Origin of the sequence: Cytobacillus sp. T106, assembly GCF_040492155.1 — a bacterium.
Classification (GTDB): domain Bacteria; phylum Bacillota; class Bacilli; order Bacillales; family Cytobacillaceae; genus Bacillus_AB; species Bacillus_AB infantis.
The window spans coordinates 52,556-72,046 of sequence record NZ_JBEUMK010000001.1 but is presented as its reverse complement, the minus strand read 5'-3'; the positions used below and the strand labels follow the sequence as shown (position 1 = coordinate 72,046).

At 47.6% G+C, this 19,491-nt stretch carries 19 protein-coding genes and 1 other annotated feature; of the genes, 6 read left to right on the top strand and 13 right to left on the bottom strand.

All coding sequences use genetic code 11. From position 1 onward, the window contains the following. Window positions 1-71 precede the first annotated feature (71 nt). Entirely contained in the window at window positions 72-293 is a 222-nt protein-coding gene (locus ABU165_RS00415; RefSeq protein WP_009795247.1) for a DeoR family transcriptional regulator, read from the top strand. Window positions 294-358: 65 nt separating this feature from the next. Here ABU165_RS00415 and ABU165_RS00410 read toward each other — a convergent pair whose 3' ends face one another. Continuing rightward, window positions 359-1,078 (bottom strand): pseudouridine synthase, encoded by a 720-nt coding sequence (locus ABU165_RS00410; RefSeq protein WP_009795248.1) that lies wholly within the window; start codon window positions 1,076-1,078, stop codon window positions 359-361. Window positions 1,079-1,177: 99 nt separating this feature from the next. Between ABU165_RS00410 and ABU165_RS00405 the strand changes: the two genes are divergently transcribed. After that, window positions 1,178-1,423 carry a hypothetical protein gene (locus tag ABU165_RS00405; protein ID WP_022544295.1) on the top strand — a complete coding sequence of 82 codons (246 nt, stop codon included), beginning with the start codon at window positions 1,178-1,180 and terminating at the stop codon, window positions 1,421-1,423. Window positions 1,424-1,488: 65 nt separating this feature from the next. On the opposite strand, the gene ABU165_RS00400 is transcribed toward ABU165_RS00405, so the two are convergent. Further along, window positions 1,489-3,105 (bottom strand): putative polysaccharide biosynthesis protein, encoded by a 1,617-nt coding sequence (locus ABU165_RS00400; RefSeq protein ID WP_318059615.1) that lies wholly within the window; start codon window positions 3,103-3,105, stop codon window positions 1,489-1,491. A 285-nt stretch (window positions 3,106-3,390) separates the two neighbouring features. On the opposite strand from ABU165_RS00400, the gene ABU165_RS00395 reads away from it, so the two are divergent. Next, a complete protein-coding gene (locus ABU165_RS00395; RefSeq protein WP_022544296.1) occupies window positions 3,391-4,650 on the top strand; it encodes a BaiN/RdsA family NAD(P)/FAD-dependent oxidoreductase in 1,260 nt (419 codons plus the stop codon). A gap of 17 nt (window positions 4,651-4,667) precedes the next feature. Here ABU165_RS00395 and ABU165_RS00390 read toward each other — a convergent pair whose 3' ends face one another. From ABU165_RS00390 to ABU165_RS00360, 7 genes are all read right to left on the bottom strand, one after another. Continuing rightward, a complete protein-coding gene (locus tag ABU165_RS00390) occupies window positions 4,668-4,850 on the bottom strand; it encodes a sporulation protein Cse60 (RefSeq protein WP_009795251.1) in 183 nt (60 codons plus the stop codon). A 97-nt stretch (window positions 4,851-4,947) separates the two neighbouring features. After that, complete coding sequence (locus tag ABU165_RS00385; RefSeq protein WP_009795252.1) at window positions 4,948-5,253, bottom strand: rhodanese-like domain-containing protein; 306 nt, start codon at window positions 5,251-5,253, stop codon at window positions 4,948-4,950. Window positions 5,254-5,416: 163 nt separating this feature from the next. Further along, the gene (gene leuS / locus ABU165_RS00380; RefSeq protein WP_009795254.1) at window positions 5,417-7,834 is read right to left on the bottom strand and encodes a leucine--tRNA ligase; all 2,418 of its coding nucleotides are present in this window, start codon (window positions 7,832-7,834) and stop codon (window positions 5,417-5,419) included. A gap of 99 nt (window positions 7,835-7,933) precedes the next feature. Next, window positions 7,934-8,152 (bottom strand) — a binding site (T-box leader). A gap of 177 nt (window positions 8,153-8,329) precedes the next feature. Beyond that, complete coding sequence (locus ABU165_RS00375) at window positions 8,330-9,106, bottom strand: 3-hydroxybutyrate dehydrogenase (protein WP_101550556.1); 777 nt, start codon at window positions 9,104-9,106, stop codon at window positions 8,330-8,332. 63 nt (window positions 9,107-9,169) lie between these two features. Beyond that, a complete protein-coding gene (locus tag ABU165_RS00370) occupies window positions 9,170-10,489 on the bottom strand; it encodes a GntP family permease (RefSeq protein WP_318059616.1) in 1,320 nt (439 codons plus the stop codon). 321 nt (window positions 10,490-10,810) lie between these two features. Then, on the bottom strand, window positions 10,811-12,175 hold the full coding sequence (locus ABU165_RS00365) for a sigma-54 interaction domain-containing protein (RefSeq protein WP_318059617.1): 1,365 nt from the start codon (window positions 12,173-12,175) through the stop codon (window positions 10,811-10,813). Between the two features lie 462 nt (window positions 12,176-12,637). After that, on the bottom strand, window positions 12,638-13,825 hold the full coding sequence (locus ABU165_RS00360) for an MDR family MFS transporter (RefSeq protein WP_022544300.1): 1,188 nt from the start codon (window positions 13,823-13,825) through the stop codon (window positions 12,638-12,640). A 245-nt stretch (window positions 13,826-14,070) separates the two neighbouring features. On the opposite strand from ABU165_RS00360, the gene ABU165_RS00355 reads away from it, so the two are divergent. Then, window positions 14,071-14,874, top strand: a complete 804-nt coding sequence (locus ABU165_RS00355) for an alpha/beta fold hydrolase (RefSeq protein ID WP_318059618.1) — start codon at window positions 14,071-14,073, stop codon at window positions 14,872-14,874. A 39-nt stretch (window positions 14,875-14,913) separates the two neighbouring features. On the opposite strand, the gene ABU165_RS00350 is transcribed toward ABU165_RS00355, so the two are convergent. Next, complete coding sequence (locus ABU165_RS00350) at window positions 14,914-15,096, bottom strand: hypothetical protein (RefSeq protein ID WP_022544302.1); 183 nt, start codon at window positions 15,094-15,096, stop codon at window positions 14,914-14,916. 12 nt (window positions 15,097-15,108) lie between these two features. After that, the gene (locus ABU165_RS00345) at window positions 15,109-15,372 is read right to left on the bottom strand and encodes a YtzC family protein (RefSeq protein WP_318059619.1); all 264 of its coding nucleotides are present in this window, start codon (window positions 15,370-15,372) and stop codon (window positions 15,109-15,111) included. Between the two features lie 347 nt (window positions 15,373-15,719). Between ABU165_RS00345 and mnmL the strand changes: the two genes are divergently transcribed. Together mnmL and mnmM are read left to right on the top strand one after the other, a co-directional pair. Then, complete coding sequence (gene mnmL, locus ABU165_RS00340; RefSeq protein ID WP_009795265.1) at window positions 15,720-16,691, top strand: tRNA modification radical SAM protein MnmL/YtqA; 972 nt, start codon at window positions 15,720-15,722, stop codon at window positions 16,689-16,691. A 101-nt stretch (window positions 16,692-16,792) separates the two neighbouring features. Next, window positions 16,793-17,365, top strand: a complete 573-nt coding sequence (gene mnmM, locus ABU165_RS00335; protein ID WP_009795266.1) for a tRNA 5-(aminomethyl)-2-thiouridylate-methyltransferase MnmM — start codon at window positions 16,793-16,795, stop codon at window positions 17,363-17,365. Between the two features lie 144 nt (window positions 17,366-17,509). Here the strand turns inward: mnmM and ABU165_RS00330 are convergent, their stop codons facing one another. Both ABU165_RS00330 and ABU165_RS00325 read right to left on the bottom strand, forming a co-directional pair. Continuing rightward, window positions 17,510-18,601: a tetraprenyl-beta-curcumene synthase family protein gene (locus tag ABU165_RS00330; protein WP_318059620.1), complete on the bottom strand. Its 1,092-nt coding sequence runs from the start codon at window positions 18,599-18,601 to the stop codon at window positions 17,510-17,512. A gap of 11 nt (window positions 18,602-18,612) precedes the next feature. After that, a complete protein-coding gene (locus ABU165_RS00325; RefSeq protein WP_009795268.1) occupies window positions 18,613-19,416 on the bottom strand; it encodes an alpha/beta hydrolase in 804 nt (267 codons plus the stop codon). Window positions 19,417-19,491 lie beyond the last annotated feature (75 nt).

Below are 19,491 nucleotides of genomic sequence, written 5' to 3'. Positions count from 1 at the left end.
ATGTTTCTTCATCGAAGCTGTCGGTTGCAGGAATTTGCCAAAGGTTTGAAAAAAGGATAGGGAGTGGTTCTTTGAAACCTTCGACTAACCGGATGTTAAACCGCATTAAAGCCGTCTACATGTTTATTTGTAAGCGCGGAACTGTAACAACTCAGGAGCTTGTAGAGGAATTTGGTATTACTCCTCGCACCATACAACGAGATTTGAATGTCCTGGCCTATAATGATTTAGTCATCAGTCCGAGCAGAGGAAAATGGACGACGACGCAAAGAAAAGTTAAATTATCATCGTAAATACAGTCTCCCGGGCTCGGGGGATCCATAAACAAAAAAATCGCCCTTATCAGGCGATTTTTTTGTTACTTCACTTCATATTCCATCAGAGACTGCAGCTCTTCCTCTGTCAGCTCCCTGTACTCACCAAGCTCGAGCGTCTCATCAAGCCGCAGCGGCCCCATCGAAAGCCTCTGCAGATATACCACTTTCTTCCCTACAGCTTCAAACATTCTTTTGACTTGGTGAAACTTTCCCTCTGTGATCGTCAATTCGATATCAGACCGTTCTCCGGACTTCAGGATATTGAGCTCTCCCGGCTTTGTCGCATAGCCGTCATCCAGGATGACTCCTTTGCGGAAGGCAGTGACATCTTCTTCCGTCACTTCCTGGTCTATGACTGCAAAATACGTTTTCGGCACATGCTTCTTTGGGGAGAGCAGGCGGTGGGCCAGCTGGCCATCATTCGTAATCAAAAGCAGACCCTCCGTATCCTTATCAAGCCTTCCGACCGGAAAAGGTTCAAAGATCAGATCCTCTGCCTCAAGGAGATCAATGACCGTTTCATCTCTGTTATCTTCTGTTGCTGAAATGACGCCCGGCGGCTTGTTCATCATCAAATAAATAAATTCCCTGTATTCGACGGTTTCTCCGTTTATACGGATCAGATCTTTTTCAGGATCGACATGCTGCTTGGCATCTTTGATCTTTTCATCATTGACGGTCACCGAACCGTCCTTAAGCAGCTTTTTTACCTCTTTCCTGCTGCCGTATCCAAGATTGGCCAGCACTTTATCAATTCTCATCCTTCTTCCTCCTTAAAAATTTCAGTCCCGGGACCACTGCTTTTATCATAGACTGCACTATCTGGTTATTTACCTGAGTATAGTAGAACTTTTTACAAAATGAAAGGAGCGCTTCTTATTCACTATTTTCCCGTCTGCCCTTATCCCCTGCACCCTGTCTTCCGTACATCTCCTTCTTTTTTATCCCAGGGAGATGCCCAGATTCTGCAGCGCGTCATCGAGCTTGAACGCACCGTCGAGCAGCTTAACAAACAATGCAGCCGGTTCAACAGGAGGCTGAACCGCATTGAGCGCAGGCTCGGGCTCGGCGGATCCGCCCCAATCTACTATAATCCGGAGCTCTAGCACCCCTTCACGGAAAAAAATGAAAGGCCCCGCTTCGTGCTGCGGCGGCCTTTCGTTTGGCTTTATTAAAAGCGGAGGCGGAGCTTCTGTTTGATTTTCTCCACTCTTTGTCCAAATAGGAAATAAACAAGCCTTGTTCTGAAGGCCAAGTAAAAATAGATGGCTGCTCCAATGCCTGCACAAATGAAAATGATGATCAGCGACTGGATGGTAGAAGCCGGAGACAGGAATAATGTCAGCAGTTTATAGGATACTGCAGTTCCGGCAAACATGAATGCCGTGAACAGGATGATCAGCAGGCTCCTTCTGACGACCAGGCGGAATGGATATTCCGCATAGGTCCTGATGACATATAAATTGATCAGTATGGCTGCAGTGTATCCAAGGGTTGTAGCCAATACTGCTCCCTGTGTTTCCATCAGCTTGATGAGCGGAATATTCAGGCTCAGCTTGACGAGCAGACCGACAAGCAGGCTCAGAATCGTGAATCTCTGTTCATTGATGCCCTGCAGGATCGCCGCTGTAACGGAGAACAAGGAAAACAGCATCGCCACCGGGGCATACGTTCTCAAAACCTCTGTACCCAATTCCTTATGCTCGTAAAAGACAGTGAAAACCGGCTCAGCCAGCAGTGAAAGCCCCGCTGCGGCAGGCAATGTAAGAAAAAGGAGCACCTGGAATGTCTGGTTCAGCTGCTTGTTCAGGCTCATACGGTCATTATCTGTGAACGCCTTCGTTATGGCAGGGACAAGCGTCAGTGAAAAGGCCGTTGCCAGCGACACTGGGATGATCACCAGCTTATGCGCCTGAAAGTTCAGCACCGCCAGTGATGACTCAGCCTGCCCGGCAAGGCCAATTTCTGCCATCGCCCTGTTGAATGTGAGCTGGTCAATGATTTGAAACAAGGGGTTGGCAAGGCCGACAAAGATAAATGGTGCAGCATATATGAGAATTTCTTTATACATATCCTTCAGGGAAATATCCATCGTCCCTTTGTCTTGAAGGAGGAGGTCATCCAAATGGGATTTCCGTTTATACCAGTACCAGAACAGTACCGCAAGGCTGCCAATTGCTCCTATGAATGCAGCAAAAGTTGCCACGCTGACAGCTTTGACCAGGCTTCCGCCCATCCAGTTCAGGACAATATAGGCACCGGCAAGCAAAAAGACAATGCGGACAATCTGTTCAACAACCTGTGACACGGCAGACGGTCCCATCGATTGATGGCCCTGGAAGAATCCTCTGATTAAACTCATGAACGGGACAACAATCAAAGCAAAGCTTACTGCCCTGATGACAGTAATAACATCACTGACACTGGAGTCCAGATCAGAGTCAGGAATGAATAATTCTGCAAGGACCGGGGCCGAAAAAAAAAGAATTAAAAATGAGAAAATCCCGCTGCAGAGCATGACGACAAGGCCGGACTTAAAAAGCTTTCTGCCGACAGCATACTCTTCAAGGGCATTATACTTGGCGATAAACTTGGAAACAGCAAGGGGGATCCCCGCTGTAGCAATGCTGATAAAAATCGTATACGGAACATAGGAGTACTGGTATAAAGCACTTCCATGGTCCCCTACAATCCGGTAGAACGGTATTACATAAAACAGGCCCAGAACCTTTGAAATAATGGTTCCGAGGGTTAAAATAAAGGTACCTCTTAAAAGCTTAGATGACATATAATCCCTTCCTAAAAAGAAAATCTTGCTTCATTCATCCATGCGGCCGGCATCATGCCGCAAGACCGCCAATTTTATCAGTTTCTGTCGAAATGTAAACACACTATTAGTAGTTTACCCTTCTTTCGCCCCCAAAGCTACTAGATTGCCGGGCGTCCCACCAGAAAAATACGCAGATCGGGCAGGCCCCGCCAGATTAGACGTGTTCCCCCTGAATAAATTTGCCTTTCCCTTCCGTTTGTACTAATGTTAAAAAAGCAAAAAGTAAATAAAGTTGGTGAAAAAATGTACGATGTAATTGTAATTGGAGGCGGTCCATCAGGCCTGATGGCTTCGATTGCGGCGGCAGAAAAGAGAATGAAAGTCCTTCTTATCGACAAGGGAAACAAACTTGGCAGAAAGCTCGCCATTTCAGGCGGAGGCCGCTGCAATGTTACGAACCGCCTGCCCATCGATGAGATCATAAAGCATATTCCCGGCAACGGCAGGTTCTTATACAGCGCATTTTCTATTTTCAGCAACGAAGATATCATCAGCTTCTTCGAGGATATGGGCATCCAGCTGAAAGAGGAAGACCATGGCAGGATGTTCCCTGTCACAGACAAGGCCCAGTCGGTCGTTGATGCGCTCCTTTCAAAAATGAAGGAGCTCCGTGTCGAGGTGAAAACCGATTCACCGGTGGAGGATATTTCTTATGGGGAGAATGGGCATACAGTATTTCTGAAAAATGGAGCAAAGTATGATGCCAGGTCGCTGGTTATTGCGGTGGGAGGCAAGTCAGTCCCGCATACCGGTTCTACAGGGGATGGCTACGCATGGGCGGAAAAAGCCGGACACACGATCACCGATCTGTTCCCGACAGAGGTGCCTGTCACTTCTTCTGAGCCATTTATAAAAAATAAAGTTCTGCAGGGGCTTGCTCTCAGGGATGCAGCTCTAAGTGTCCTGAATCCTAAAGGCAAGCCCCTTATCACCCATAAGATGGACATGCTCTTCACCCATTTCGGCGTAAGCGGCCCTGCCGTCCTGAGATGTTCGCAGTATGTGGTGAAAGCGATGAAGAAGTGGGATCTTAAACAAGTCGTATTAAGCCTTGATGCTGTTCCGGACCGGAAGGAAGAGCCGTTATTCCAGGAAGTGTCCTCCATCATAAAGGCTGATCCAAAAAAGAGCATTAAAAACATCCTGAAAGGACTTTTGCCGGAACGCTACCTGCTGTTCCTGCTCGATTGGAATGAAATCGATCCATCTGCTCAGGGCGGGACCATTTCGCATGAAAAGATCCGCCTGTTTGTAAAAAGCTGCAAGGCATTTCAATTTAAAGCCGATGGCACCCTTCCGATTGAAAAAGCATTCGTCACTGGCGGCGGTGTATCCACAAAAGAAATCGAACCGCAGACAATGGCCTCCAAGCTGATGCCCGGCCTCTATTTTTGCGGTGAAATCCTGGATATCCACGGCTATACCGGCGGCTATAACATCACCTCAGCGCTGGTGACAGGCAGGCTTGCCGGTTCCAATGCAGCAGAAGCTGCGTCCTATTAAAAAAACGGCCCATCTGTTCAGGACCGGTAAACAACCATGGCGGAAAAGCAGTAAATTTGTTCTTCTTCCTCTTCCTGGATGGCTGCAACATTATATTTAATATCGATCAGCCTGTTTTCATCAATCCGTTCCAGGAAATGGTTCATATCCTTTTCAAGATCTTTTTCATGCTCATGGTCAAAGAGCTTCACTTTAATCAACTTTGTCCCTCCTCAATTGCTTTTTTAAGAGTATGGACGAAATATTCAGAAACTATAACCATGATAAAAAGCTGCCTGCGACAGGCAGCTTTCTTCTTTACTTCGTTTCGCCTTTCCATTCGAGCATTCCGCCAGCCATATTGCGGACTTTATAGCCCTGGTCCTGCATGTAATAGCAGACGTTCTCACTGCGGCGGCCGGAGCGGCAGATAAAAATATATTCTTTCTCATCATCAAAATAGTCCATATTGGCAGGAATATCTCCCATCCTGATATGCTTGGCGCCGGGAATCATGCCCTGCTCCACTTCTTCGTCTTCCCTTACGTCTACAAGCTCGAGCTTCTTGCCTTCCTTCAGCAACTGTTCCAGCTCTTCTGTTGTGATAATTTCAATATTTTCCATCTATGACACCCTCTCATTAATTCGTCTACCCAATATGATTAGTATAAACAAAGGAAGTAAAATAAGGCAAAAAACTGGTTCCATTGATGACAGTTTCTATCGCAATCATCTTCCCTGCCTTAAAAAATCCCCCGTTTCTCGCTGAAACAGGGGATTCCTTGCTTTAGTTGGCTACAATATTAACAAGCTTTCCTGGGACGGCAATGACCTTGCGGATTGTTTTGCCATCAATCTGCTCCTGGATTTTATCATCATCCATCGCAATCTGCTCCAAGGCTTCACGTCCCGCATCAGCAGGCACCATTAGCTTCGCTTTAACCTTGCCGTTGACCTGGATGACGATTTCAACTTCATCATCGACCAACTTGGCTTCATCATAAGCAGGCCAAGCTTCATAAGAGATAGTGCCGCTGTGGCCAAGCTTCTCCCAAAGCTCTTCTGCGATATGAGGGGCAATCGGCGACAGCATTTTAACAAAACCTTCAATATAGCTTACCGGCAGTGTCTCTGCTTTATAAGCTTCATTGATGAATACCATCAGCTGTGAAATGGCTGTATTGAACCGCAGCCCCTCATAGTCTTCTGTTACCTTTTTAACTGTCTGATGGTAGGCTTTTTCAAGGCTTGATTCCGGCTCTGCATCCTTTATTCTGCTGTGCAGGTTTCCATCAGTGTCAATCAGCAGCCTCCAAACACGGTCAAGGAAGCGGCGGGCTCCGTCCAAACCGTTTGTTGACCAGGCAACAGAGGCTTCGAGCGGCCCCATGAACATTTCATACAGGCGCAGTGTGTCGGCCCCATGTGACTCGACGATTTCATCCGGATTCACTACATTGCCTTTTGATTTGCTCATTTTTTCATTGTTCTCTCCAAGGATCATCCCCTGGTTGAACAGCTTCTGGAACGGCTCCTTGGTAGAAACCACACCGATATCATACAGGAACTTATGCCAGAAGCGTGCATACAGCAAGTGCAGAACCGCATGCTCGGCACCGCCGATATAAATATCAACCGGAAGCCATTCTTTCAGCAGGTCGGCATCAGCGATCGCATTTTCGTTTTTAGGATCGATATAGCGCAGATAATACCAGCAGCTTCCCGCCCATTGCGGCATTGTATTGGTCTCACGGCGCCCTTTTTTGCCTGTTTCAGGATCTGTCACATTGACCCACTCATCAATATTGGCGAGCGGTGATTCTCCTGTTCCGGATGGTCTGATTTCTGTTGTTTTCGGAAGCATCAGCGGCAGCTCTGATTCCGGTACAGCAGTCATTGTGCCGTCTTCCCAATGGATGATCGGAATCGGCTCTCCCCAATAGCGCTGGCGGCTGAACAGCCAGTCGCGGAGGCGGTAAGTTACTTTCTTCGTCCCGATGCCCTTTTCTTCAAGCCACTCAATCGCTTTGGAAATGGCCTCTTCCTTCTGAAGGCCGTCAAGGAATCCGGAGTTCACATGCTCCCCGTCGCCTGTATACGCTTCTTTTTCGATATCTCCGCCTGCCACAACTTCCTTGATCGGCAGGCTGAATTCCTTCGCAAACTCATAGTCGCGCTCATCATGCGCAGGAACGGCCATGATGGCCCCGGTTCCATAGCTTGCAAGCACATAGTCGGCAATCCAGATCGGCATTTTTTCGCCGTTAACAGGGTTGATGGCATAAGCGCCGGTAAATACGCCTGTTTTCTCTTTCGCCAGATCTGTACGCTCAAGGTCGCTTTTGCTCTTCACTTTTTCAAGATATGCTTCGACCGCCTCAACCCGGTCTTCAGCCGTAATGCTTTCAACAAGAGAATGCTCTGGTGCAAGCACCGCATAAGTCGCACCAAACAGCGTATCAGGACGGGTTGTAAAGACGGTGAATGTCCCTTCATGGTTCTCAATGCTGAAGGTCACTTCTGCGCCTTCAGAACGGCCGATCCAGTTCCTTTGCATGTCCTTCAGGCTTTCCGGCCAGTCAAGCTCTTCCAGATCCTCAAGCAGCCTGTCGCCGTAAGCCGTGATTTTCAGCATCCACTGCTTCATCGGGCGGCGCTCTACCGGGTGCCCTCCGCGCTCACTCTTGCCGTCGATTACTTCCTCATTAGCCAGGACTGTTCCAAGTGCCGGGCACCAGTTGACAGCCACTTCGTCAATATAGGCAAGCCCTTTTTCATACAGCTTAGTGAAAATCCATTGTGTCCACTTATAATATTCCGGGTCCGTCGTGCTGATTTCCCGGTCCCAGTCATATGAAAATCCAAGCGATTTGATCTGGCGGCGGAATGTATCGATATTTTTCTTCGTGAATTCTGCCGGATCATTGCCTGTGTCCAGGGCATATTGTTCTGCCGGAAGCCCGAAAGCATCCCAGCCCATTGGATGGAGTACATTATAGCCCTGCATCCTTTTTACACGGGACAGAATATCTGTCGCTGTATATCCTTCCGGATGCCCGACATGAAGTCCGGCGCCTGAAGGATACGGGAACATATCAAGCGCATAAAAATTGCTTTTTCCCTTTTCCTCGCCCATTTTAAATGTTTTATTGGCTTCCCAAGACTTTTGCCATTTCTTTTCAATCTCCCTGTGATTGAAGCTCATTGTGCTTTCCTCCTGCATAATATGAATTTTTCTTTTGGGGAAAGGTTTTGCCGGTCTGCTTTACAGCGAAAAAGACCATAAAAAAACCCCTCATCCCAAAACAGGGACGAGAGGATATGTATTCTCCCGCGGTACCACCCACATTAGCGGCATTGCCGCTCTCTTCATTCATCCTTAACGCGGAAAACGGCAGGCATTACTGTGGTTCACACCTGCAACTCCAAGGCGAGTTCATGACAGTCCCGGCTGGCTTGCACCTCCCGCCAGCTCTCTAATGAGCGGAACTACATCATTACTATTCCTCATCATAGTTTTTGCTTTAAAATATATAAAGCTATTGTATTAAAATTCTCCTTTGTATGCAAGTATGCTCTTCAATTAGAAAAGTTATACTTTTCAATGTATGCAAAGGCTGTGCTCTCGTGCAAACAGCTTCACTATTCTTTGTGATGGCAAATAAAAGACGCAGCAGCCTTGCCGGCTGTCTGCATCTTTTCATTGCACTGTATATCCCCCGTCAATAACAACGGCCTGCCCCGTTATGCCTCTCGCATCTTCTCCAGCCAGGAAAAGGGCATAGGCGGCAACTTCTTCTACTGATAAAAGCCTTTTCTGGGGAACCAGAGGATAAAGTACTTCTTCGAGTACCTTTTCCAGCGGGACTTTTCTTGTAACTGCCAGGTCCTTCAGCTGATTTCGGACAAGCGGGGTATCCACATAGCCTGGGCAGATGCTGTTCACGGTGATTCCATAGGGCGCAGCTTCAAGGGCAGCTACTTTTGTCAGCCCGATGACCCCATGCTTGGCGCTGTTGTAGGCAGCCTTCCCTGCAAACCCGACCAGGCCATTGATCGAGGCCATATTGATGATCCTTCCAAAGCCCTGTTTTTTCATAATCGGCAGACTATGTTTGATGGCAGTGAAAGGAGCCGTCAGCATGACCTTAAGCATAAACTCAAATGTTTCTGTCGGAAAATCTTCAATCATGGATACATGCTGAAGTCCCGCATTATTGATTAGTACATCTAATCCCCCAAATTCTTCAACCGCAGAATGGATGGACTTTTTGATTTCTTCTTCAAGTGTCACATCGCATCTCAGGCCCACTGCCCTGAACCCTTCTGCCCTCAGCTGCTCTGCAGCTTTTTCAACCTGTTCTTCCTGAATATCTGTCAGGACAAGATTAGCTCCTTGCCTGGCAAAGTTTTTTCCTATCTCATACCCTATCCCCTGGGCAGCCCCGGTGATAAGAACTGTTCTTCCTTGCACCATTTCTTTTCTCCTTCCATAAAGGAAAGGAAGGGATTGGATAAATCTCTCCCTTTCCGAAAAATGTTATATGCCCAGTCCAAGCGAGAATAAGAGGATTGCCAATGCCAGGCCGAGCAGAGGTACGATGACGGTCACAATGCCGACAGCTCCATACGCATCCTGGTGGGTCTCTCCGCAGATGGATCTGACTGTGGTAACCACATAGCCGTTATGCGGCAGGGAATCCAGAGCACCTGATGAAATGGCCGCTACACGGTGCAGTGCTTCTGGGTTGACTCCCATATCCATATAGTGCGGCGCAATCAGCGGCAGGGCGATTACCTGGCCTCCGGATGCGGAGCCAGTCATCCCGGCGATAACACTGACCGCGATTGCTCCTCCGATCAAAGGGCTTCCGGGGATATCTGTCATAAAGTCGACCGCTGTCTGGAACGCAGGCACTGCCTTGGCCACCCCGCCGAATCCTACGACCGCGGCGGTATTGCCGATGGCAATAAGCGCTCCAAGCGTCCCCTCGGAAACAGCATTCCAGAAATTCCTGAAGTACTTCCTGTTCAGCAGATAAGTAGCGATGACTCCACCCAATAAAGCAATGATAAGTGCGGATTGTGCGAGTGAGTCATGAAAAATAAAGGCAATGACCAGCACGACTGCCAAAGGCAGGACTCCCATTACAGGATGCGGAAGTTCTTTTTTCTCGGCCACCGGATCTGTTTCCCTGGAAATAAAGGTTTCACCCTTGCTGACGGCTTTTGTAATGATCCTTTTCAGCCACCAGTAGCCGAAGATCATCATAAAGACTGCGACAATAAGGCTGACCTCCCAGCCTGCATACGGGGATGTCCCCAAGTGTTCGATCGGGATCCAGTTCTGGATTTCAGGAGATCCCGCAGAAGTCATAGTGAAGGTGACCGACCCAAATGCAAGGGCGGCCGGAATGAAGCGGCGCGGAAGATTGGCCTGCTTAAAAAGGCTCAATGCCATCGGATAAACGGAGAAAGCTACAACGAACAAACTCACGCCACCATAAGTCAAAACTGCACAAGAAGCTACTATTGCAAGGACAGCGTATTTCATTCCCAGCTTTTCAACAATTAATTCAGCGACACTGTCGGCTGCACCGCTGTCTTCCATGACTTTTCCAAAAATGGCGCCAAGCAGGAACATCAGATACCAGGATGTTACAAACCCTGAAAAGCCCGACATATAATTTCCTACCAGGTTGGCCTCCCCCTCGCCCGCCAGCTGCGGAAATAATGGCATCCCGCTCAACACGGCAACAAACAGAGCTGAAAGCGGCCCGACAACAAGCAGGTTCATGCCCCTCATCGTCAGGAATATCAGGAGGGCAAGCCCACCTACCAATCCAATCATACTAAGCATTCGTTTTCCCCCTTATTTATCTCCTTATTTGAAACCGTTTACATTTAAATGGATAACACCCTCCCTTCTTAAGATTTTGTCTGCCCATATTCCAATGCAAGATATGTGCCAAGTGTCCGAATAAGCAGCAGCAGGTAAAGGAGGCTATTCTGCGAATTTTTTTCCGGATTTCCGGAAAAAAAGTTTTTGCCTATAAAATTTGCGGAGGTTCTGGATTACTAGATAATCGCCTTCAATAAACACGCAAGAGAAATCTTTATCTTCTTTTCAAAAAAAAACAAAAGTCCGGAAGACCGGAATATTTTCCGATTTTCCGGACTGCTAGATTTCCAGCCCGTATTTTTTCACCTTTTCATAAAAAGTCGACTTGCTGATGCCCAAAACCTTAGCAGCTTTCAGCTTATCATCTTTATACTTTTCCAGGCTCTGCGCCAGGACTCTCTTCTCTGTCTCTTCAAGGATTTCCTTCAGTTTGCTCGTCCCAATCGGGAGAATGGCCCTTTCCCGCAAATATTCTGGAAGAGACCCTTTCCGGATTCGTTCATCACTGGTCAGGTAAATGGATGCTTCCATCACATTTTCTATTTCCCTTATGTTTCCCGGCCAGCTGTAGGCCTGAAAAATCTGGCGCACCTCTTCATCAATACCCGTTATTCTCTTTCCTGACTTTTTAGTAATTTTGCCTGTAAAATAGTCGACCAGCTCTTCAAGGTCTTCCATTCGCTCTCTAATGGGCGGAATGAAAAACGGAACTACATTTATTCTGTAAAACAGATCCTCCCGGAACCGTTTTTCTTCCATCATTTTCTCCAGAGGCCTGTTTGTCGCGGCGATGATCCGGACATCGACTGAGATAGGCTTAACAGAGCCCACTGCCTCGACTTCACCTTCCTGAAGGACGCGAAGAAGCTTAACCTGCATATTGAGCGGCATATCGCCGATTTCGTCCAAAAATAAAGTCCCACCATGCGCCAGCTGGAACTTCCCTTTTTTCCCGCCCTTTTTCGCCCCGGTAAAGGCTCCTTCCTCATATCCAAAAAGCTCGGATTCAAGGAGATGCTCCGGTATCGCACCGCAATTAATTTTGACAAAAGGCTGATGGCTCCTGGCGCTGAGCTGATGAATGCTGTGGGCAAAAAGCTCTTTTCCTGTCCCGCTTTCACCCCTGATCAGAATGGATATATCGCTGGAAGCGATCATTTTGACTTTTTCCTTCAGGCTGGCAATCTGCTTTGATTTCCCCAAAATATCCTCGAGGCTGTATTTCACCCCGCTGTCGATATGCTGGATATAATGCTGGATTTTATTCAGCAGGCTTTTGACATGGCTGTTCATCTTCATCCATTCCTGTGTATCGCGGAAAAAGACGGTTCCGAATGCGCCGATGATTTCTCCTCCTGACATGATCGGCATCCTGTTGGCAATCATATAATTCCCTTTTATATACTGCAGATCTGCCACTTCTTCTTTCCCGGTCGAGGCAACGATATGCATTCTTGTATTTTCGATCACTCCGGTCACATCCCGGCCGATTACTTCATCGCGTTCACAGCCGATAAATTCGCAATAATTGCGGTTGATATAGATGATTTTGCCTTCCTTATCGACCACTACCAGCCAGCCGAAAGCATTTTCAACAATCGTTTCCAGGATCTCGTATGGAAGCTCCATTAATGTTTTATTCATCTGCTTCTCCCTTAACTCTAATCTTACTTGAATTTTATCACATTTTTCTGATAATAAAGGAGGGAGGATAAAAAATTGGGACAAGCTGGTTTGGCATTTCCTTTTGTATACCCTTCTCTAAAAGAAGGGTTGGCGCAGTCATGCAGTCTGTTCATTTCCGTTCCAGGCACTTCGCTTTCCGCGGGGCGACGCTGAGCCTCCTCGCGCTGCGCGCTGCGGGGTCTCAGCATTGCCGCTGCAATCCCGCAGGAGTCTACGTGCCTTGCACTGCAATGAACAGGTTTATTTAAACTTTGATGGCAGTTAGAACCGCTTTGGAAGAATTCAAGTAAAATTTCCCCCCATCTTATCGCCTGCCTTTGTAAATAAATACTTCACAGAACAATTGGACAGATTGAATGTCAGAAATGTGGGTGAAACATGGAATAGCACAACCAAATAAAAAGCGCCGGAATCCGGCGCTTAGGATGCACGAACAGTCATTTCTTCCGACTGTTTTAGCTTTTTATCATACATGATGGTTGTAAAGATGGAAATGACCAGCAGTCCGATCAATACGGAGAACAGCATGCCCATCCCATTTAAATCTACAAGGATTCCTCCAAGAAGCGGCCCGATCATCCGGCCGCCGGTCGCCGTACTGTTGACGATTCCCTGGTAGAAACCTTCCCGCCCTTTTGGGGCAAGATCATTGGCGATAGTCGGCACAGCCGGCCAAATGAGCATTTCACCGATTGTGAGAATGACCATGGAAGCAATGAATGCAGAGAATTGCTCAGCAGAAGCTGCCAGGGCAAATGAAACGATGAATATGATGATCCCGGTAATGATCTGTGTCTTCAGATTCTTGCCGATTTTTTTCAGAATTACATTTAAAAACGGCTGTCCAAGGACGATAAGTGCTCCATTGATTGTCCACAGCAGGCTGTATTGCTTCAGGGAAATATTAATTTCCTGTGTATAAGCCGCAATCGTGGACTGCCACTGGACATAGCCGACCCAGCACAACAGATAGCCGGCACAAAGGATCAATAATGCGTACAGCTTGGCATGGTTCTTGATCCTTTTGTTTTCTTTCAGGACAGATGTCTGGTTTCCGGAAATCGTCTGGATCCCTTTATACCCAAAGACAGCTATCAAAAGGAAAATGATATACATCAGTGCATTCGCAAGAAAAATCAATTGGAAGGAATATGAGGCGACAAGCCCTCCAAGAGCTGCTCCAACCGCGACACCCAGATTCTGAGCTACATAAATGGCGTTGAACGATTTCCTCCCGCCTTCCTTCCAGACCGAACCGGCCATGGCATACATGGATGGAAAAACAATCCCGGATCCGAATCCGATGACAGTCAGGAAGATCACATAATGCGGCCATCCATGCCAGATGGTAAGGCCTGTGAGAGCTAATACTGTAATGCCTATTCCAAGGAGGATCGATTTATATCCCCCGATTTTATCAAAAAGATATCCGCCGTATAAATTTCCGGCAACACTGGCTGCAGAATTGAGCATCAGCACAATCCCCGCAACCGACAGCGACTTGCCCAGATGGTCGTGAATGTAAATGGCATTAAGAGGCCACAAAAAAGAAGAGCCTGTTACATTCACCGCCATCCCTATAATTAAAAGCCAGAGGGCACGAGGCATGAAAAACGCTCCTTTGCTTAAATAATATTTCGAACACCAAAACAATTCTAGTGGTTTTTACCCTTCCCTGCAATAGAAAAGTTTCATGTTTTTTCGCCTAAACTTTCCAGGGATTGAATAAAAATAAACAGAAGAAAATATCGTCCTGCCCAGCAGCTGTTTTTCTCAATGGATAACAGGCGGAAAGCGTGTATAGCATGTGGGTTTATATTCATTTTCCATCTAAAAATAAAGGAGGAGTTTTCATGCCAAGGGCAGCCATCAGCGATTACCTTGAACTGTATTATGAGGATTCAGGAACCGGGACACCGGTCATTGTCATACATGGCGTCTGGATGAGCAGCGCTTTTTTCAGAAAGCAGCTCGGAAGGATTTCCGGGGCGAGAACCATTGCCGTCGATATGAGGGGGCATGGGAAATCAGGCAAGCCGCACTCCGGCCATACCATTTCTTCATATGCCAGGGATCTTCATGACTTTATGGAAAAGCTTGAGTTAAAAGATGTGGTCCTTGCCGGCTGGTCAATGGGAGCTTTTGTCGTCTGGGAGTATATTAAGCAGTTCGGGGAGGAACATCTTAAGGGAACGATCATCGTTGATGAACTGCCTTCTGATTTCAAGTGGCCTGATTTTCCAATGGGTGCGTTTGATATGCCTGCCCTTATCCATTTTATGCAGGAGATTCAAAATAACAGGCACGGGTTTGTGAGCGGATTCCTGCCGCTGATGTTCAAAAAAACCATTGCGGAAAGAGATTTTGAATGGATGATGGATGCTGTTACCGCAATGCCTGAATCGATCGCTTCAAGCATCTTGTTTGATCAATCAATCGTTGATTACCGTGCGCTCTATCCCACCCTGAAAAAGCCGTCCCTGCTCTGTTATGGACGGGAGGAAAAACTGATACCTGTCGCGGCTGGCCAATATATACAGGAGCACAGCACTGATTCTGAGCTGGTCATCTTTGAAGACAGCTGCCATTGCCCTTTCCTTGAAGAAGCTGATTTATTCAATCATACGGTTGAAGGTTTCCTTGCCAGGCTGGGATAATAGGTGAAGCCGGCTCATTCTGGATGAGCCGGCTTCTTTTTATGAAAGCTGTTCAGGCTCAGGATGCTGCTTCGACTTGATGGGCTGGCTCCCGAGATTTTTTTCATATTTCTTTTTTGATTCTTTTACAGGATCATAATCCCTGCCAAGCTCAATATCCTGGTTATTGATGCCGTTTCTTGTCTTTTGTTCCGGATTATTCTGCTTTGAACGTTTTTTCATCATGCTTCCCCCTTAATGCCTGAGCAGTGTCATGCTGTTCTGAAGCTGCTGCAGCTGAAGCCTCATCCTGTGGAGCTGCTCCCGCTGCTGTGCATTGGCGCTGTGGGCAAGATCAGCCATATCATTGAAAGCAACCTCAAGCCCCTGCATTGCATCTGTGTATTCATGATTATTGAAGTGTTCCTGCATGCTTGCCTGCTGGTACTGCTCGTTTGCATTTCTTATCGCATCTTCACACTGCTGAAGAAATTGTTCTACAGATTGACGGGTAGCCATCTTATACCCTCCTTATAAATCAGTGGAGAAGCTTTAAGCTTCCCTATTAGTGTGTTTCACGGGGACATTTCTATCACAGACATAAGGCGGGAAATCATGGCAGACCACTCCCATATCGAGCTGATTGGCAATTTTGCTCTGTTAAACAGTGCTGTTGAATTTGGGCTCATTCAGCTAGATAATTATCTGCCAGTTTTTCAGCACAGCTCAAAGGCATGTAAACTTTTGCCTCAGACGAATAGTCCAAAATCAATAAAGTAAATACCGCATGCCCCTTCAATTTAATTTATGGTAAAATCCATAATAGAAAAGCGGATGCCCCGCGTCCATTAAAGGAGGTGTCTGACATGAATCAGGCCAATCCTTTTTCATTTGCCTCAGACAATAAAAGATACCATACGTGGAATTACCATCTTCGCCAGGTTTTTGGCCATAAAGTCTTCAAAGTGGCTCTTGATGGAGGTTTTGACTGCCCGAACCGGGACGGTACACGTGCCTTTGGCGGCTGTACTTTCTGCAGTGCTGCCGGCTCAGGCGACTTTGCCGGCAACCGGGCTGATGATCTGGAAAACCAATTTAATGAAATCAAGCAGAAGATGCATCATAAATGGAAAGATGGCAAGTATATGGCTTACTTCCAGGCCTTCACCAACACACATGCACCTGTCGAAGTATTGAGGGAGCGCTACGAAAAGGTGCTTGCCCAGGAAGATGTTGTCGGCCTGTCGATAGCGACACGCCCGGACTGCCTTCCAGATGATGTTATCGAATATCTGGCTGAACTGAACGAAAGAACTTATCTATGGGTAGAGCTTGGCCTGCAGACAGTGCATGAGGGTACTGCCCGGCTGATCAACAGGGCGCATGATTATCAGTGCTATACTGACGGTGTCAGCAAACTCCGCAGGCATGGCATCCGCGTCTGTTCGCATATCATCAATGGCCTTCCGCTTGAAACGCCGGACATGATGATGGAGACGGCCCGTGAGGTGTCCAAGCTTGATGTTCAGGGAATAAAGATTCACCTTCTTCACCTCCTGAAAGGAACACCGATGGTCAAGCAGTATGAGAAAGGGATGCTTGAATTTCTCTCCCAGGAAGACTATGTCCGCCTCGTCTGCGATCAGCTTGAAATCCTTCCTCCAGAAATGATTATCCACCGGATAACGGGGGACGGACCGATCAATCTTATGATTGGCCCTATGTGGAGCGTCAATAAATGGGATGTCCTCAATTCCATTGATGCAGAGATGAAGCGCCGCGGCAGCTGGCAGGGAAAATATTATACACAGCCTTCTGAAACCGGTGCTTTACAGTAAGTCATGTCCGCATCAGCTGCACCGGAAACGATCGGTGCAGCCTGTTTTGTCTTAATAGCTTATACCTATAATACATACAGTTATGCAATTGGAGGTTTGTCATGAAACTTGAGAGAATTCTTCCCTATGCCCGGACCATCCTTGAGAAAGCGGTAAGTCCCGGGGATATTGTTGTAGACGCCACTCTTGGCAATGGCCATGATGCCCTTTACCTGGCCAATCTGGTCGGGCCGAATGGGCGGGTATATGGGTTTGACATCCAGGAACAGGCTATACATAATAGCAGAATCCGCTTATCCGGACATGGCATGGAAGAGCGCGCAACCCTTTTCCACAGCGGCCACGAACAGCTCCTGGAATGCATACCGCCTGTCCATCATAAGAAGATTGCTGCGGCCATCTTCAATCTGGGCTATCTGCCGGGAAGCGACAAAACTGTGGTTACCCGGCCGCGCACAACCATTTCTGCAATTGAACAGCTCCTGGAAGTCATGCCAGCAGAAGCTGTCATCGTCCTGGTGATCTACCATGGACATTTTGAAGGGGCGGTTGAAAGGGACTATCTCCTGCGATATGTTAAAACCATTGAGCAGGAGCGCGCTCATGTCCTGCAATACCAATTTATCAACCAGGCCAATAAACCGCCTTTTATTATAGCCATCGAAAAAAGATGAAAGCCTGCCGCTGTGCAGGCTTCTTTGTTTTAGCGCTGCAATGACGGGAGGAAAGACTTCGGGGTGCAGGCCGGGCAGGTTTTAATGCCTCTTTTATCCAATAAAAAAAGCGCTGACCTGAGACAGCGCTTTACAATGCAATTTTTAAAAAAGCAGCCTGGCTAATCCAGCGGGCACCCATTTTTGCACAGTCCGATAGGCCCTTCCATTCACATAAAAGAAATAGCTGACCGGACCGCCTGTTTTTATGATATGGCGGGCCAGGCGGCGCACATGCTTTTGCCTGCGCACTTTTTCATCGGAGAGATAAATGCCGAGCAGCCCCCTGTTGATGAGCCGGTGGAAGCTTTTGTGCGGCAGGCCTTCAATATGCTTATCCGCCTCGGCAATAAAGTGCTGCAATCGTGCAAAAAGCTGCTGTTCATCCTGATAATAGAAGCAGAAATTCAAATCTCCTCCCTCCAGGTCTTCCTCCTGGTCGATCAGGTAATCGAGGAGGATATGAAGTCCCTGGATATAAGGAAAATAGCCGCGGCGGATTTTTGCTGCATCCTCCTCGGCAAATTCATCAGACAGGGCGCAGGACACAAGACTGAAAATCCCGAGTGTAGAGCCTGAACAGGCTGAAAATTCATACCACTCCATTTCAGGAACAATTCCTCTGTATTCTGCATGCCAATTTTGCAGCCTATTGACCCGTTCTTCGGGACAGACATGTTTATGGATCTGCAGATCGGAGTAATAGCGGCAAAGCTCCTTCAAATAAGAGCGGATGCTTTCATAATGCCTGCAGCCCCTCAGCATCCCCCGGCAGGCTCCGGCCAATTCTGCGAGATAACCGCCGTCCTCTTTCTCCTGCCGCTCCCGGTAGTAATCACCTGATCCCGGCTCCAGGGAAAGGGCATCTTCCATAGCCTCATGAAGGGCGGAGAAATCAGCAGGATCCTGGGAGGTGCTTCTGTCACAAAGATTGTCCAGATAATCGCTTACCGTCTGATAGGCGACAATGAACCGGACAGCCTCCTTATACCGGTCCTTGGCCAAAAGGGCCATGATGGCGCCTCCCTCGCAGTGGAAGGCTTTATGGCCGATGCTTGCCAGCGCCTGCTTTCTAAGCTCAGGATCAGGGATGTTCCCGGCCCTTTCCCTCCAGTACGCCAGCTCGCGGTGGACTTCAGGGATGATTTTTTTATATACCTTTGTCATTAAAGGGATTGGCATGGAAGGTACAGTCATTTCAACACCTCTTATACAAGGTAGCCGAGCGTTTTCAGCTGGCTGTCGACAAAGTCCTTGGCATATTCGAAAATTTCTTCCCGTTCCGGTTCATTGAAGATTTCATGATAGCATTTAGGCCATTCCTTGAACCTTTTTTCAGACAAGGGCGCCTGATTGAACCAGTTTTTAACCGTCGCTTTATTGACAATCTTGTCCTCCCCTCCCTGCATAACAAGCATGGGGATATCCTGTGTCTTTTCCTGATTTTCAAAAGCGAGCTTAATGGCATGGACCAGCTCCCTGTACCATCTGACAGACACCTTTGTCACATAAAGGCTGTCATTCAGATCTGCCTCCTGGACATCCTTGTTTCTTGTGGCCATTTCAATCGTCAGTCCGGAACTCATCCTGAGGCTCGGCGCCACTCTATTAAGTCCGTAAGATAAAAGATTCAGCATACCGGATGGCTTTTGAATGAGCCCTAGACATGGCGAGGACAAGATGATCCCTGCCAGATTCATCCGTTCTTCCTGAAGCAGCCTGATTGACGCCAGGCCTCCCATGCTGTGCCCGAGCAGAAATACCGGCAGTTCAAACTGATAGGCAGCCTGGATCCAGTCCTTAATCTCAAATATGTATTCATCAAAGGAGTCGATATGGCCTCTTCTTGATCTGGTTGTCATGCCCTGGCCGGGAAGATCGCCCATAATTACATGAAAACCGGATAAACGCCACATTTCGATAAGCCAGCCGTATCGGCGATGATGCTCCATAGCACCATGGACCATAACGATCACCGCTTTAGCTTCACCTTCAGCTTCCCATTTCCACATAGTCTTCCTCCTGTTAGTACACAAATTTTCTACTAGCATTATCCTATAATCTGAAGCTGTTTGCCAAATGGCAGC

Bases quoted from the DNA above. Each gene is read 5' to 3' on its own strand.
- ABU165_RS00410 (WP_009795248.1), bottom strand. From the start codon at position 1,078: ATGAGAATTGATAAAGTGCTGGCCAATCTTGGATACGGCAGCAGGAAA.
- ABU165_RS00405 (WP_022544295.1), top strand. From the start codon at position 1,178: ATGAAAGGAGCGCTTCTTATTCACTATTTTCCCGTCTGCCCTTATCCC.
- ABU165_RS00400 (WP_318059615.1), bottom strand. From the start codon at position 3,105: ATGTCATCTAAGCTTTTAAGAGGTACCTTTATTTTAACCCTCGGAACC.
- ABU165_RS00395 (WP_022544296.1), top strand. From the start codon at position 3,391: ATGTACGATGTAATTGTAATTGGAGGCGGTCCATCAGGCCTGATGGCT.
- ABU165_RS00385 (WP_009795252.1), bottom strand. From the start codon at position 5,253: ATGGAAAATATTGAAATTATCACAACAGAAGAGCTGGAACAGTTGCTG.
- leuS (WP_009795254.1), bottom strand. From the start codon at position 7,834: ATGAGCTTCAATCACAGGGAGATTGAAAAGAAATGGCAAAAGTCTTGG.
- ABU165_RS00375 (WP_101550556.1), bottom strand. From the start codon at position 9,106: ATGGTGCAAGGAAGAACAGTTCTTATCACCGGGGCTGCCCAGGGGATA.
- ABU165_RS00370 (WP_318059616.1), bottom strand. From the start codon at position 10,489: ATGCTTAGTATGATTGGATTGGTAGGTGGGCTTGCCCTCCTGATATTC.
- ABU165_RS00365 (WP_318059617.1), bottom strand. From the start codon at position 12,175: ATGAATAAAACATTAATGGAGCTTCCATACGAGATCCTGGAAACGATT.
- ABU165_RS00360 (WP_022544300.1), bottom strand. From the start codon at position 13,825: ATGCCTCGTGCCCTCTGGCTTTTAATTATAGGGATGGCGGTGAATGTA.
- ABU165_RS00355 (WP_318059618.1), top strand. From the start codon at position 14,071: ATGCCAAGGGCAGCCATCAGCGATTACCTTGAACTGTATTATGAGGAT.
- ABU165_RS00350 (WP_022544302.1), bottom strand. From the start codon at position 15,096: ATGAAAAAACGTTCAAAGCAGAATAATCCGGAACAAAAGACAAGAAAC.
- ABU165_RS00345 (WP_318059619.1), bottom strand. From the start codon at position 15,372: ATGGCTACCCGTCAATCTGTAGAACAATTTCTTCAGCAGTGTGAAGAT.
- mnmL (WP_009795265.1), top strand. From the start codon at position 15,720: ATGAATCAGGCCAATCCTTTTTCATTTGCCTCAGACAATAAAAGATAC.
- mnmM (WP_009795266.1), top strand. From the start codon at position 16,793: ATGAAACTTGAGAGAATTCTTCCCTATGCCCGGACCATCCTTGAGAAA.
- ABU165_RS00330 (WP_318059620.1), bottom strand. From the start codon at position 18,601: ATGACTGTACCTTCCATGCCAATCCCTTTAATGACAAAGGTATATAAA.
- ABU165_RS00325 (WP_009795268.1), bottom strand. From the start codon at position 19,416: ATGTGGAAATGGGAAGCTGAAGGTGAAGCTAAAGCGGTGATCGTTATG.